13 protein-coding genes are annotated in these 15,645 nt (G+C 38.1%); 5 read left to right on the top strand and 8 right to left on the bottom strand.

What is annotated here, in order from left to right; genetic code table 11:
• Nucleotides 1–72: 72 nt before the first annotated feature.
• A complete protein-coding gene (locus tag D017_RS07000; RefSeq protein ID WP_035335574.1) occupies nucleotides 73–2,943 on the bottom strand; it encodes a glycosyl hydrolase in 2,871 nt (956 codons plus the stop codon).
• A 194-nt stretch (nucleotides 2,944–3,137) separates the two neighbouring features.
• Entirely contained in the window at nucleotides 3,138–3,902 is a 765-nt protein-coding gene (locus D017_RS06995) for a carbonic anhydrase family protein (protein WP_035335572.1), read from the bottom strand.
• 240 nt (nucleotides 3,903–4,142) lie between these two features.
• Here D017_RS06995 and D017_RS06990 point away from each other — a divergent pair, with 240 nt between their 5' ends.
• Entirely contained in the window at nucleotides 4,143–5,435 is a 1,293-nt protein-coding gene (locus D017_RS06990; protein WP_035335570.1) for an aminopeptidase P family protein, read from the top strand.
• Nucleotides 5,436–5,528: 93 nt separating this feature from the next.
• Here D017_RS06990 and D017_RS06985 read toward each other — a convergent pair whose 3' ends face one another.
• The gene (locus D017_RS06985; protein ID WP_035335568.1) at nucleotides 5,529–6,851 is read right to left on the bottom strand and encodes an aspartate kinase; all 1,323 of its coding nucleotides are present in this window, start codon (nucleotides 6,849–6,851) and stop codon (nucleotides 5,529–5,531) included.
• A gap of 99 nt (nucleotides 6,852–6,950) precedes the next feature.
• On the opposite strand from D017_RS06985, the gene D017_RS06980 reads away from it, so the two are divergent.
• Entirely contained in the window at nucleotides 6,951–7,607 is a 657-nt protein-coding gene (locus tag D017_RS06980; protein WP_035335566.1) for a hypothetical protein, read from the top strand.
• On the opposite strand, the gene brnQ is transcribed toward D017_RS06980, so the two are convergent.
• On the bottom strand, nucleotides 7,604–8,878 hold the full coding sequence (gene brnQ, locus D017_RS06975) for a branched-chain amino acid transport system II carrier protein (protein WP_035335565.1): 1,275 nt from the start codon (nucleotides 8,876–8,878) through the stop codon (nucleotides 7,604–7,606). The two genes, D017_RS06980 and brnQ, sit on opposite strands and share 4 nt — an antisense overlap.
• Before the next feature lie 35 nt (nucleotides 8,879–8,913).
• Here brnQ and D017_RS06970 point away from each other — a divergent pair, with 35 nt between their 5' ends.
• Nucleotides 8,914–9,690 (top strand): alpha/beta hydrolase, encoded by a 777-nt coding sequence (locus tag D017_RS06970; protein WP_035335563.1) that lies wholly within the window; start codon nucleotides 8,914–8,916, stop codon nucleotides 9,688–9,690.
• Between the two features lie 162 nt (nucleotides 9,691–9,852).
• Nucleotides 9,853–10,107 (top strand): hypothetical protein, encoded by a 255-nt coding sequence (locus tag D017_RS06965; RefSeq protein WP_035335561.1) that lies wholly within the window; start codon nucleotides 9,853–9,855, stop codon nucleotides 10,105–10,107.
• Here D017_RS06965 and thiL read toward each other — a convergent pair.
• Nucleotides 10,104–11,156, bottom strand: a complete 1,053-nt coding sequence (gene thiL / locus D017_RS06960; RefSeq protein WP_035335560.1) for a thiamine-phosphate kinase — start codon at nucleotides 11,154–11,156, stop codon at nucleotides 10,104–10,106. The genes D017_RS06965 and thiL overlap by 4 nt on opposite strands.
• 269 nt (nucleotides 11,157–11,425) lie before the next feature.
• On the opposite strand from thiL, the gene D017_RS06955 reads away from it, so the two are divergent.
• Nucleotides 11,426–11,647 (top strand): hypothetical protein, encoded by a 222-nt coding sequence (locus D017_RS06955; RefSeq protein ID WP_035335559.1) that lies wholly within the window; start codon nucleotides 11,426–11,428, stop codon nucleotides 11,645–11,647.
• A 16-nt stretch (nucleotides 11,648–11,663) separates the two neighbouring features.
• Here D017_RS06955 and D017_RS06950 read toward each other — a convergent pair whose 3' ends face one another.
• The 3 genes from D017_RS06950 to D017_RS06940 all read right to left on the bottom strand — a co-directional run bounded on the left by D017_RS06950 (nucleotide 11,664) and on the right by D017_RS06940 (nucleotide 15,615).
• Entirely contained in the window at nucleotides 11,664–12,725 is a 1,062-nt protein-coding gene (locus D017_RS06950) for a ThuA domain-containing protein (RefSeq protein ID WP_035335558.1), read from the bottom strand.
• 75 nt (nucleotides 12,726–12,800) lie between these two features.
• Nucleotides 12,801–13,559, bottom strand: coding sequence for a sulfite exporter TauE/SafE family protein (locus D017_RS06945; protein ID WP_035338080.1), 759 nt, complete (start codon nucleotides 13,557–13,559; stop codon nucleotides 12,801–12,803).
• Nucleotides 13,560–13,563: 4 nt separating this feature from the next.
• Entirely contained in the window at nucleotides 13,564–15,615 is a 2,052-nt protein-coding gene (locus tag D017_RS06940; RefSeq protein WP_035335557.1) for a TonB-dependent receptor, read from the bottom strand.
• Nucleotides 15,616–15,645: the final 30 nt, after the last annotated feature.

Here is a 15,645-nt window from a genome sequence, read left to right as displayed (position 1 = left end):
TAATCAGTACCTTTTTAAAATTAAAAACCCCGCACACTAGGCACAGGGTTTTAAAAAATCTTATTTTTTTATTTATTTAATCTCTAAAGTAGTTTGCGCTGCATTACTATTACCTCCTCCCCCATCAAGGGATACTGTATAAGTCCCTTTTGGGAGATAATACTTACCACTTTTGGCTTTCTGAATATCTAATGAAGAGTTTCCTTTTTCAAGTAACTTCTTTCCTTTTTCTGTAATTGAAAGATCGTAATTAAACACATTAAGTCCCGCCGAAGGTAGTAATGCCACTCGCTGCACTTCTTTACCTTCTGCGTTCTTTACCACCATAGCAAATTTACTTGCATTGCTTGTGTAGTAATTGATAGCTACGCTTGGCTCATATGGTTCAGACCAGCTGCTCCAACTATTGCCCCATCTCCCGCTTGATCTTACACTAGCAATGTCAAATATTTGAGTATTTGCCCCTGTATTTACTTGCTGTATAGGTGCTAGATCTGCTCTGTAGATGCTTCGGCCGTGCGTTCCCAATAATAGGTGATTTGCTTTTTTCTGTATTTTCATATCATGAACTGCTACTGCCGGTAGTGGCGCAGTGGTTTTATCTGATACCGCTTTCGCGAAAGCGTTATAACTCTCACCGCCATTCATGCTCACATAAGCACCATTATCTGTACCTACGTAAATGATATTTTCTTTTACAGGATCTTCGATAATCACATTAACAGGAGACATAGGAATCCCTGCCGATATATTCTTCCATGTTTGTCCATAATTATCAGAAACGTAGATATATGTTGCAAAATCATCCCAGCGATATCCATTTAAGGTAGCATATACTCGCTCCTTCTTATGCTCTGAAGCTACGACACGTGATACCCACAAATCTTTAGGCAATGTGTTACTTATCACTTGCCAGTCGCTGCCACCGTTCTTTGTTACAGCAATCTTACCATCATCACTTCCTGTGTATATCAACCCAAATTGAAAAGGAGACTCTGAAACTGAAGTAAGAGTTCCATAAGCCACATTACCAGGCTTACCGCCATGTGTAAGGTCTGGACTTATTGCAGTCCAACTATCACCTTGATCCATAGATCTCATGAGTTTATTACCTCCTAGATATAAAATATCTTGGTTATGAGAACTCAGTAAAATAGGCGTTTGCCAATTAAAACGATATGGCTTCTCTCCTAAGGTGTGCTTTATATCAAATCGCTTGTTTTCTCCCGTCTCGCGATTAATCCTGAAGTAGTTTCCAAACTGAAATCCTGTGTACACAATATTTGCATCACGACTATCTACTTGTACTTGCATACCGTCACCACCCATGATACTTTCCCAAGGGTACTGCCCGCTTTGTAACCAGCCTCTACTTTCTTGTGCAGTGCTAGGAGCTACCCACACACCATTATCTTGTAATCCTCCATATATATTATAAGGCTCCTCATTATCTACTTGAATAAAATAAAACTGACCAACAGATGGATCATTTGCTTTTATCCAGCTAGCACCATCATCGTATGATATATTAATACCTCCATCATTACCATTTACAAGGTGCTTTTCATTCTTAGGATTAATCCACAGCGCGTGGTGATCTGAGTGCACGTTAGGAGCATTAATACTTGTGAAGGTCTTTCCTCCATCTTTAGACTTTACAATAGGCACACCGTAAATGTAAATATCTTGAGCATCTGATGGGTTTACGTTAATCTCTCCAAAATAATACCCGTAGCTATAGTATAAATCATCTATATAGCCCTTGTGAGTTTTCTTCCATGTAGCTCCACCGTCATTAGACCTGTAGACCTCTGCCCCTACTACTGGCGTATCAAACATTTGTGTATTTGCCGTTTCTAAGTACGTGGCGAGATCTACTGGTTGTACATCTCCTTGACGTACCATAGATTTTACATTTGCGGCACGGTATTTTTCTTGAAAACCATTGCGCTTTAGGTAGTCCTCTAACTTCTTATCATCTAGTGCTAAGAATGCTTCCTTAGACATCGTCTTAAAATCATCTTTTTCTAATTTACTTGATGACGATTTTTTCCCCTCACCCTCACGACGAAACTGGCTATCATGTACTGCATACACCGTATTCTGGTCATATACCGCAATCCCTATTCGACCAACACCATCACCAGATGGAAAATTAGTGAGCTGTTGCCACGTATCTCCACCATCTGTACTCTTATAAATTCCAGATCCAGCACCCGCTCCTTCGAAGTTCCATGCCTTGCGGTCCTTTTGCCATGCCGAGGCATACATCAAATTAAAATTAGCCGGATCATTATCTATATCTATAATTCCCGTTTTATTATCAATAAACAAGGTTTTTTTCCAGGTCTTACCACCGTCTGTTGTTTTATAAATTCCTCGCTCTTCATTATCTGAGTATAAGTGTCCCAATGCTCCTACGACAACCTCATCAGGATTAGATGGATTTATTAAAATACGTCCAATATGATGACTGTCTATAAGCCCCATATTTTGCCAAGTTGCTCCTTTATCTGTAGATTTCAATAATCCTATCCCGGCATAACTAGATCTAGACGCGTTATTTTCTCCAGTACCTACCCATATAGTTCCGCTTTTCCAGTCTACAGTAACTTCTCCTACATTTTGCGTAGGAGCATTATCCATTACTGGAGTAAAAGTGGTTCCGTTATTATTGGTATACCATAAACCACCACTTGCATAGCCTGCATAAAACTCTGAAGGCATATCTGGATTTACTGCAATATCTACAATACGACCACTCATTACCGAAGGCCCTATATTTTCAAAAGGGATATTTTTTACAATACTGTTACTAAGCGACTGCTTTTTTTGAAGCACTGCCTGTTCTTGTAATTGTATCGAGGTCGCTGGTTGTTGTGACTGCCCTTTAGTAAGTGCAAAAAGAACCGCACTTGAGGCAAGAAAATAACGTAATTTCATTTGGTTTGGATTTTATAAGGCAATGAAAATACGGAAAGGACTTATTTTAAGAAAACTTTTGGTTTTTGTTTAACACGTCATCATACACAAGAGGTTGGAAACCTCAATACAAAAAAAAGAAAAGCTCTCCGAAACTTAGTAAAGTTAGGAGAGCTATAAAATCAATTACAACATCAATTGTGAGACTACATTATTTAATCAATAAAATTTACTTTACCAGTTTCCATGTCATAAACAGCCGAAACAATTTTAATCTTACCATCATTTTCCATTTCTGCCATTTTAGGCGATAGCTCTCGGATGTCTTGAACCGTTTTGATAGCATTTTTGTGAATTACATTATTAGTAAAGACAACATTCTTAGAAGATAGCTCGCCATCTTTCTCGGTTGCAAGTACAGATGGTTTAATCTCATCAAGTAAATTTGAAAGAGAATTCATACCCATAGACGCAGCGTCCGTATTATCTATAGCGTGTTTTACAGCGCCACATTCAGTATGACCCATTACAATTACTACTTTTGATCCCGCAACAGCCGTAGCAAATTCCATAGAACCTACGATGTCTCTATTTTCAATATTACCAGCAACTCTTGCAACAAAAATATCACCTATACCTAAGTCAAATACATCTTCTACAGGCACTCTACTATCAACACAAGAAAGCACAATGGCTTTAGGATATTGACCTATCGTGGCTTTTCTCCTTTGCGCCGAGTGGTCACGTTGTGTTAAATTATTATCTACAAAGTTCTGATTTCCTTTTTTTAGTCGACTTATAATTTCGTCAGGAGTCATTCCAGCTTGTTCTTCGGCAGTCATAATACTTTCTACGACTTTGTTTTCTATAACCTCAGATGTTCGTTGTTCGTCTTGTACAATCTCATGGGAGCTCTCTTTGCAAGAGTTCAAAAAAATCATACACATTACACTTAGCGATACTTTAAATAGCTTTCTCATTTTTCTAATTTTTATTTAGTTATTCATAATGACATAACTAGTTTCAAATTTAATAGTATTACTTTCATTTTTAAAACTCATGCTGTTATTTTAACCAATAATTAACTCATATGCTCTTCTACACTGCTATTGACAGTCAATTATTGTTATGCTATTGCCATTAAAAAGCATGTTCTAATTTGTACTTTTACAATAGTAGATTAATGAATAATAGATATACCCGTATAAAAGGTCACAATTATGAAATACGACTTAATAGACAACACCCTTTTTATAAAAAACCGCAAGAACTTTATGGCTCAAATGAAGCCTAAAAGTCTAGCTGTTTTTAATAGTAATGACACTTACCCAGTAAGCGCAGACTCAACGCTTCCTTTTGAGCAGCACCGTGATATTTTTTATTTAAGCGGCGTTGATCAAGAAGAGTCTATTCTTGTTTTATTTCCAGACTGTCCTAAAGAGCAATATCGCGAGATTCTTTTCTTAACAGAGACTAATGATCACATCGCAGTTTGGGAAGGAGAAAAACTTACAAAGGAAAAAGCACTAGCAACTTCTGGAGTTAAGACAGTTTTCTGGCTTCAAGACTTAGAAAAAGTTTTTGCAGAGCTTATGACGTATGCAGATACTGTATATGTAAACACTAATGAACACTATCGCCAGTCTGTAGCACTTGAGACAAGAGAAGATCGTTTTACAAAATGGTGGAAAGCAAAATACCCAGCACATAGTGTTGCCAAAAGCAACCCAATCTTACAGCGCTTACGTTCTGTAAAAGATCCTATCGAGCTAGATCTAATGCAGAAGGCTTGTGATATTACTAACAAAGGTTTTCGTCGCGTGCTTGGGTTTGTAAAACCTGGAGTTTGGGAGTATGAGATTGAAGCAGAGTACATGCATGAATTCTTACGCAATCGCTCTAAGAAGTTTGCGTACACACCAATAATAGCTTCTGGTAATAATGCAAACGTGCTTCACTACATTGAAAATAACAATCAATGTAAAGATGGAGAACTTATCTTAATGGATGTAGGTGCAGAGTATGCAAACTACTCGAGTGACATGACAAGAACAATCCCTGTAAACGGAAGGTTTACTGATAGACAAAAAGATGTTTATAATGCAGTGCTACGCGTAAAAGATGAGGCTACAAAAATGCTTGTACCTGGTACTATGTGGGAACAATATCACGTAGAGGTGGGCAAACTAATGACTTCAGAGTTATTGGGTCTAGGCTTACTAGAGAAAGCAGATGTACAGAATGAAAATCCAGACTGGCCGGCTTATAAGACGTATTTTATGCACGGTACTTCTCACCATATTGGTCTTGATACTCATGATTATGGATTGCTACACGAACCTATGCAAGCAAACAATGTGTTTACTGTAGAGCCTGGAATATACATTCCTAAGGAAGGTTTTGGAATACGTCTAGAGGATGATCTAGTCATCCAAGAAAATGGAGCTCCCGTAAATCTTATGGGTGACATTCCTATCACAGTTGAGGAGATTGAAGATCTTATGAATAAGTAAAATAAGTACGCTTTCGCGAAAGCTACCAAATAACAAAAGCCCGTTTTCAATATGAAAAACGGGCTTTTACAATCAAAGGAACTTCTTAGTTTGCTACGCTACGGGAAGAGAAAATACATAACACTGTAAAAGTTCTAGAGCACTACGCTTATCTTCTGTTGCAACTAGCAATGATATATTATGATCACTTCCTCCGTAAGAAATCATGCGCACCTGCACATCTTGGAGTACTTGAAATAACTTATGTGTATCTGCATGGCGGTTTACCTCATTACCTACGAGACAGATAATAGTCTGATTTTTATCTACCACCACTTGTGCAAATTGTAACAACTCTGCTTGTATGGCATCAAGATGCGTAGTATCATCAATCGTGAGTGACACCGCAATTTCTGAAGTGGTAATCATATCTATAGATGTCTCATAGCGCTGGAAGATTGCAAACACTTTACTTAAAAATCCGTGCGCAAGTAACATCTTGCTTGATTTTATTTTGAGTGCTGTAATTCCATCTTTGGCAGCGATTGCTTTTATTCCCTCACCTTCAGATTTATGGGTTATTACTGTACCTGGGGCATCTGGCTCCATCGTGTTTTTAAGTCTCAATGGTATGCGATCTTCTCGTAATGGCTGCACTGTCTGCGGGTGCAAGATTTTGGCTCCAAAATAGGCCAACTCTGCCGCCTCATCATAAGAGAGTGCACCTATAGCTTTTGTTTTCTCAACTTCCCTAGGGTCGTTATTATGAAAGCCATCTATATCTGTCCAGATTTGAACCTCACTTGCCTGTATTGCAGCTCCTATAATAGTTGCTGTATAATCACTTCCTCCACGTTGCAAGTTTGAAATCTGACCGTAATAATTGCGACATATAAAACCTTGAGTAATATATACAACGCTATCATCAACTTGATCAATCACTCGGCGTAAATTCTGTGCGATATAAAATTGATCTGGCTCATGCTCTTTATCAATTCGCATGAATTCTAACGCTGGCAACAAGACAGCTTTAAGTCCTTCTTGCTCTAGAAAATGACAAAAAATAAAAGTAGAAAGTAATTCTCCTTGCGCTACAATTGCCTCAGCTTTTTGATCACTAAAGTCTTCTGATGAAAGTCGCTCTATCTCTGCAAATATTTCGTCTACATATCCTATTACAAGAGGCTTTAGCCTTTTATCTGTAATTAACTGCTCCACTACATCATCATACCTTGATTGCAGGCTGCTGCGTAGCTCACTTGCCTCCATAATATTTGATGCTCTTGCGGCATTTGCGATTTGGACTAAAGCATTTGTAGTACCAGACATTGCAGAAAGCACTACTATTTTAGGAGTTGGCGTATCAATAATATGTCTTACAGCGATCATATTTTCAATAGAACCAACGGAGGTACCCCCAAATTTTAAAACTTGCATACGTGATATTTTTAGGTAAAAGTATTTCAGAGTTAGATTACCACCATAAAAATGAAGAAAATAGACTAATTTTGAACAAAATGTTAACTATATAACGATTTGAACACTATATCAGACTGCGTATCAGAAATTATCGCACAGCAACCTTACTTAGAAGAGGCATTATCACAGAAGATTATTAACTATGCCGCTCTCGCTGAGAATCTTAATCCTCAGGTCTCACAATTACTTAAGAAGCCTGTAAAAGATGGAGCTATCTTAATGGCGCTACGTCGTTATGCATCACCTACAGACACACAAAAATCGCTACGCTTAAAGGAAGTACTAAGTACGCTAGGTGATATTACTGTACGCTCTAAGCTTATTGTGTTTACATTTCAAAATTCTGGAACACTTATCCAGAATCACGCTCAAATATTGAGCACTATTGCCACAAATACACAGGTGTTTTACACGTTTACGCGTGGTATCCATGAAAGCACACTCATAAGCTCATCGAGTGAGGAGGCAAATATTAGAAATCATTTTAAGACAGAAAACATTCTTGGGTTTCAGGGTAACTTATCTGCTATAAGCATACGCCTTCCGCAAGGGAACACTGCGGTTGCAGGTTTGTACTACCAGATATTTAAACGTTTGGCGTGGGAAGGTATTTCATTACAAGAGGTTATTTCGACCACTAATGAATTCATTATTCTTGTAGAAGACCATCTTGTTGACCGTGCATTTTCTACTATTAAAAAGTTACAATCTTAGGTGGTACGCTTTCGCGAAAGCGTAATAGCACTCGCCACTACATACGTCACAATAGCAGGTAATAACCAGCCCAAACTTACAGTACCTAGCGGAATCATTTCTTGCACCACTTTCATCTGATCACCAAAGCCCACAGAGGCCCAAAAGTCTGGTGCGCTAAATAGTATGGTAGCAATCACTACTGCTTTGAACACTACTGGAGATGTCCACCTTCTAGGCATTGCGTTAAGTAATATTAACACAATGGTGATTGGGTAGATAAACATGAGTGCTGGCACAGCCACTATAATGATAGAATTTACATCTAGTTGTCCCATCACCACCCCAAGTATAGCTCCTAGAATTGCTGTGATAGTATAAGCTACTTGTGAATCACCTAAGATACCTTTAACAAAATCTGCGGTCCCTGTTACAATTCCCACAGCTGTAGTAAAACAAGCCAAACCAACCAATACAGCAAGTACCTTAGTACCTATAACCCCTAATGTATCTGTACTCAAAAGTGTGAGAAGTGCCGTGCGATCTGTCATCTCTATACCTCCACTTCTCAATGCTCCCAGATAGATAAGTCCTCCATAAATTAGTAATAATCCTATACCTGCGATGATTCCCGCTCTAGTTAATAAACGTTGCTTTGCACCACTGGAGCCCTTTTTAAAACCAAGAGATATTACAATAACACCGCCTACCACGACTCCTCCAATGGCATCAAAGGTTTGATAACCCTCTAAGATTCCGCTAGTGAGTGTACTATCGAAAATGGATGCACGCATAGGCTCATACTCTCCGAATATGCCAATACCAATCACCAATGCCAAAATAATGAGAATCGCAGGAGTGAGATACTTACCCACAAGGTCCATCATTTTAGACCTGTTGAGTACAAATATCAAGACTAGCCCAAAGTATATCGTACTCCACAGCCAACTAGAAATATCAAAATATGGAGCTATTGCCATTTCATAAGTAACAGAAGCTGTTCGTGGGCCAGGTAATGCTATAGAAATAGCATAAACAACAATTGTATATAGAAGTGCGAAAAGTGGTGAAACTTTTTTTGCAAAATCAATCAAAGTCCCTTGCAATCTCGCATGACCATAAATCGCGAGAATAGGTATAACCACGGCAGAAATAAGAAACCCTGCTAATACAAATAACCAAGAGCTACCCGCATTAAAACCTAAAAAAGATGGCAGGATTAAATTACCCGCGCCAAAAAAAAGGGAGAATAAAGCAAAAGCTGTGATAAATGTTTGTTTGGTCATTCTCATAGGTTGCGTGATATTTGCCCACCAATATAGAACTAATGACTATTAACCACAAAGGTGCTTCCATATTTTATACAGATCAAGGAACAGGAACACCTGTAATTTTACTTCACGGATTCTTAGAAAACCACCAGATGTGGGACCAATTCCTTAGCGTTTTGTGCAATCAATACCGCGTTATATGCATAGATTTATTAGGTCACGGATTTTCGGAGTCTGTGGGTTATGTGCATAGCATGGAGGAAATGGCTGGTGCAGTTGCAGCAGTAACAAATCAGTTAGGGCTTAAGGATATTGCAATAATAGGGCACTCTATGGGAGGTTATGTAGGTCTCGCTTTCGCGAAAGCGTATCCAGAATTTGTATCAAAATTATGTCTTCTTAACTCCACTCCAGAAGCAGACGACGATACTCGCAAAAAATTGAGATCACGTGCAAATGTGATGGCAAAAAAACAATATGAGCAACTTGTAAGAATGTCATTTATAAATCTCTTTGACAAAAAAGCAACTTCAGCCCATAAGGTCGAAATAAACGAAGCACTTGAACAAGCACTCAACACACCTGTACAAGGGTATATTGCCGCAAATTCTGGAATGAAAGATAGACAAGACAGTTCTGAGTTTTGGAAAACAACCTCTATAACAACTGGAATGATTTTAGGAAAGTCGGATATGCTAATAGATGCTCATTTACAAGAGCAGCGTTACAAAAGGTCTACAAATTTCTTCAGTATCATAGAAAGTGGTCACATGTCACACATTACAAATACTACAGCAACTCTAGATACCATGCTTCATTTTCTATCCTCATAATCAGTCAACTAATAATTACAAACAATAGAAATCTCTTACTAAAATATACATAGGTTTATAGCGGAGATTGAGGTTGATTGTTAAAATTAAAAGTATTTCATCGGTAAATTTGTGTATTTCACAGATGATTCCTTTATTTGTGTATCCCAAATCACCCCTAAAATGAAATCATTTAACCTAAAAACAGAAAACCAAAGTACCAACCCACTTACTACTGTAGGCTGCAAATTATTTGGACATAAATATAGAATCATAAAACGTTATGAGTCTAATCTAAAAGAATTTGAATGCTCACAGTGTAAAAAACAATACACGCTTGATGGTTATGGCCATTACACACCGTTAACACCTCAGTTACGTCGTATTAACGAGGTTTATGAAGAGTTTTACATGCGTAAACTCGCTCGCACCTCTTAGTCTTCTTTTTGAAGTGCATTCCATCCACGGGCAACTAATGGTATTTTAGTATTTGCTCGTGTGATGAGGTGTACACCTTCTTTTTCTTCTGTCATGTGACCTATTATAGAAAAATTAGGATTTCCTTTTATTTTTGGAAAATCCTCTTGACTAATTGTAAATAAGAGTTCATAATCTTCTCCACCGCTTAGCGCGATAGTAGTACTATCTAGTTCAAACTCCTCACAACTACTTATAACTTGTGGATCTAGTGGTATCTTATCTTCATATAAATTACATCCTACACCAGAGTTTTTACATATATGCAGTACCTCAGAAGATAACCCATCGCTTACATCAATCATAGATGTAGGCTTCACTTCTAAAGATTCTAAAATTCCTTTTACATCTTTACGCGCTTCAGGTTTAAGTTGGCGCTCAATCAAGTAACTATATTGCTCAAGATCTGGCTGGCTATTAGGATTTACTGTAAAAACCGCCTTCTCCCTTTCTAGTATCTGTAATCCCATATAAGCTGCACCTATATCTCCAGTTACTACCAGTAAATCTCCGGCGTTTGCGGTAGATCTTTTTGCTATGTTCTTAGGAGTTGCGTGACCTATTGCGGTAACACTTATTACTAAACCTACATTAGAAGAGGTAGTATCTCCACCTACTAGGTCTACTTTATAATTAACACAAGCAGCTTGAATACCAGCATATAATTCTTCTAGCGCCTCTAGTGGGAAACGATTAGACACTGCGATTGATACGGTAATCTGAGTAGCTTCTGCATTCATAGCATAAACATCAGAGAGGTTTACCATCACAGCCTTGTAACCTAAATGTTTTAAAGGCACGTAGGTCAAATCAAAATGTACTCCCTCTACAAGAAGGTCTGTAGTAACAATAACCTGACTCTTAGGGAATTTTAAAACTGCAGTATCGTCACCTACTCCAACAACGGTACTTTTATGATGAATTTTAAAATGCTTTGTTAAGTGATCAATTAGACCAAATTCTCCTAATTCTGATAGCGAAGTGCGCTCTTGATTTTTATCTTCTAACATAGCCGCAAAGATACTTAAACATCTTCTTTTATTACTTTCAAAATTGTCTAGCACACACTACAGGTAGCATAATACTAATACCCTTACTCAATCCTACGTTCACGTGGCACATCTTAGTAATTATCTAATTATAAGGGAGAAAAGAGCCGAAAAATTAGAACATTATCGATAAAACGGCCATATTTTCATAAAGTATTCTTAAAAGCTCTCTATTACCTAGGCTAATTATATTTGTTTAAGTAATTTAACCTAAAATTAAACAATTTACTATGGACCTCTTACAACAAGCAGAAGTATATGAAAATAGAACAATGAGTCATATGTCTACTAGTGATCGAGTAGCAGCATCACGAGAAGGTAAAAGATTGATTCTTGCTATTAACGAAGTATACAAGAAAACAAAAGACAGTAAACTTATGGACGTTATGAAACGCCTTACTGTAAAAAAGAAAAAAATTGAAAAACGTATTAAGGGCAGATTAGCCGCATAATATGTAATATATACAACTATTTCCAAGAGCGCTTTACGGCGCTCTTTTTTTTTGGAAAATCTCTTGGCACTTCTTGTGTTACTCTCCCGGTGGCTGCCCACTCTGCTCCTCGCTGCAAGGTCGTTATAAAGCCGACACTCTCCATAGAAATATCCATATGTCCTAAGGCAGTATGGAATACACGTCCACTTTCATAATTTACAGTCATAATAAGAGGCTCACCCCTGCCGGATCCTTTATTTTCTGGAGCCCACGGTTGTGCATTTCCCTCTACATCAGAATAGGCGTAGTATAATACATTTACATTCTTAGCAGGGCCGCGTAAACGGTCATAGAGTTCGTCTTTAGTATGCATCCATTGCTTAGGTAATCCGCGCATGATAGGGTGTAACGTATCCCAGGCTGTTAGTACAAATTCGGTTTCTGGACCGTGTGAAGATTCCTCACCATTACTTGGTTCAATCTTAAGCTGTTCTTCTTTGTTAATGTAAATCTGATTAAGTCCATCGTGTGGGCGGTTTCCCCAGCCACCTACACCTATCATCTTATTAAATGCAGGCCAGTCTCCCCAAGAATTATTTGCTCCATGCACAACCACAAGACCGCCACCATTCTTCATATAAGATTCAAAATCTTCTTTTGTATCCTCAGGCCAATTTGCAGTTTTGTCACCAAAGTTTGATAAGATCACATCATATGTATTAAATTCGGGCTTAAAAGAAGCATCTGCAATGATGCTGTCTTTTACTTCATGTATTCGTGCATCATCTACTCTATACTTTTCAACTAGTTGTGTGATACTGTCGTGATTGAGTCCGTCTACAATACCGTGATGTGGACCTTGATATGTATAAGCGGTTCTATAAATATCAACCTGAAAAAGACCTGTTTCTTCTAAATATGATTTCATCATCATTGTTGTTTTGGGCCATACTCCATGATTGTTTTGACCGTCTACAATGAGTGCTCTAAGTTGCTTAACTGGTTCATCTATGACCTGCTTCTTATCTTCAGCCTGATTGCAACTAGTAATAAATAGTATACAGAAACTTATTTTGAGTAACATTTTGATGTGCATAAAATCTTATTTAGATTCCTAAAAATACTTACAAAATAATTAAGTGGATAAGCACGCTTTCGCGAAAGCGGACTTTTAAAATAAAAACATCTTTGCAATAGCACCTGTGAGTACAATAATAAGAACGTAATATGCTACTTGATCTGCCCATTTATTCTTACTAGCAAAACGAGCAGTAAGAAACCCACCTGTAGTTTGTCCTATTGCCATAATGCCTCCCAGTTTCCAATCAATGAGCCCTTGGTAGTGAAAAATTGCAATTACAAAGAGCGTATAAAGTCCTATTACAAAACTTTTGAGCGCATTACTTTCTATGATGTTAAAGCGCATTCCTAACACCATGATTATAAGGAAAAACACGCCCATACCCATCTGGATAAATCCTCCATAAAATCCAAGAGCAAAAAGCAATGGGATATAAATGTACCATTTAGGTTTAAACTTAAGATCTGTTTCTCTTAACCAGCGCTTAGGCTTCACTAACACGGCTAGCAGCATGAACACCATCATAAATTTAAACACTGCTCTAAACTGCTCATTACTTACATTTATAGCAAGAATAGCACCTGCAATAGCACCTATAAAAATAGGAATGATATATTTTTTGTTCTTTGCAATATCAAGCCTTCCATTCTTATAAAAAACCCACGAAGTAGCCGAACATTGTGTAAAAATCCCAATACGGTTAGTTCCATTTGCAATATTGCCTGGCAGCCCAAGCACCTCCGTAAGAATCGTTAAGGTAATGGCGCTTCCATTTCCTGCAAGGGTATTGATCCCCCCAGCGATAAGACCTCCTATTATAGCAATAATATATGTTTGTACTTCTGTCACAATATTAAAATTCAAGTGTGATTCCTCCAAAAATAGTGAGTCCCGGCGCAGGCTCATAAAACCTTCCTCCAAAGGCATTAATACGCACATTATCCGTGTATTTTTGGTCTAGCACGTTATTTATCCCAATGTAAGGCTTTAACCTGACCTCTCTAAATAATGTCTCGTAGCTTGCTCTCACATTAACAAGCTCATATCCATCTATAGTAGTCTCGTTGCTATCTTGAGCAAATTGCTCTCCTATAAAATTTGTGTTTATGCTTGCACTTATACCAGTTTCACCTGCATATTGTAACCCTACACTAGACATGTGTCTTGCTATCCCTGGCAAGTAGTTACCGTCAAAATCTCCGTTTGGAGTTTCAAAATCATCATACGTAAAGTTTGAGTAGGTGTAAGAGCCCGTAGCGTTTAACCAACCACTCCCTAAGGGTAATGCTCTATATGAAGCCTCAACCTCAACACCATGACGCTCGGTTTTTCCTGCATTTCTAAAAAACTCACGATCTGGAAATTGAGCCAACTCAAAAGGCACTAAATCATCTTTTGTGTTTATCAAAAACGCAGCGAGTTGATATTGCAACTTGCTTGCAATAGTCCCTTTTAAACCCACCTCAAAGCTAGTTGCTTTTTGCGCTTTTAAATTCTCATTAAATCCTATAGACCCATCAGGATTTGACGATAATTCTGATAATGACGGTGTCTCAAAACTTGTTGCGACATTGATGTATGGAGATAACGCTTTCGCGAAAGCGTAACTAACACCAACACTAGGATTAAAAGAATTTAATGTAAGACTTCCAGAATCATCCCCGTTATCCAGAAAATCATCATCTGCCGAAAGTTTGTTGTAATCAAACCTCGCTCCGGCTGTAATCAATAATTTACCTAGCGAAAGGTGGTCTGTAACATAAATACCTAGGTTAGTAAATTTCTCGCGCTGTCCTAGCGTTTGACCTCCCTCTTCTCCATCAAGGTTTCTAAACCTGTTCCTGCGATCATTCTGATAAGCAAAGTCGTATCCTGCGCGTATGGTATTCTTATTTTTCTTGTAAGTAATACTCGTTCCTTGCCCTAAGTAATTGCGTGATAAATCTACAATACCACCAAACTCAAATGGCAACAGCCCATTAAACTGTCGGTTGCTATAAAAAGCATATGTATTTACGGTAGTATTCTCATTCTTATTCCACGCTAGGCTCGCTCCTACTTTAAACTGCTCTACAGCCTCACCTGTTTTAAACTGCGCATTTCTATCTCTTGCCTGTCTTCTATTAGTATTAACTTCCTCTAGCGTTAATCCACCAGGATCATCTGCCTGTGGTGAATCTGCATAATTAAGAATAGCCGTTAAAGAAGTATTCTCCCCTAGTTTAAATTGCCCTTTAAAATTGGTGTTTATTTGCTCAAAACCACTTTGATCTCTATAACCATCGCTAGTCGCATAATTACCGTGGAAGGTATAGTTTGCATTTGCATCTCCTATGGTGGCCGTTGCTTGATAATTTTGAAATCCAAAAGCACCTATTCCTGCTTTTACTGAGGTGCTATTTCCCTCCAGTGTGTCAAAAGATTTTGTGGTTATATCAACCACACCACCAGAGGCATTACCGTAAAGACTAGCACTTGCTCCTTTTGTAATCTCAATACGGTCTATTATACCTAGATTAAGATTATCAAGTTGCCCTTGTCCATCTGGAGTAGTCTCAGGAATCCCATCTACAATAAGTTTTATACCTCGTATCCCAAAACTAGACCGTGCTCCAAAACCACGAATGGATATTCGTAAATCCTGAGCAAAGTTATTTGCATTTTGAGTAAACACACCTGGCACTTGCTGCACATACTCTTGTAAGGACAGTTGCTGTCTAGTAGCATCTTCTTTGCTCGTAGTAATAACAGAAACGGCTGCAGGTATTTGCTGTGCTGTACTCTTAATTCTCGATGAAGAAATTACAATAGTATCAATAGTCTGAATAGGTATAGATCCCGTCTGACTAAAGGCACCATAAAAGAATGCAATCGAACAGATAAAAGAGGTGATAATATTTTTCAAGGGTAGCAATTTTTGGCGAAAAGTACTGCC

It is taken from the genome of Dokdonia sp. PRO95 (assembly GCF_000355805.1).
GTDB lineage: Bacteria > Bacteroidota > Bacteroidia > Flavobacteriales > Flavobacteriaceae > Dokdonia.
Note: the sequence above shows the minus strand (reverse complement) of the source record. Positions and strands in the feature narration are given on the sequence as shown.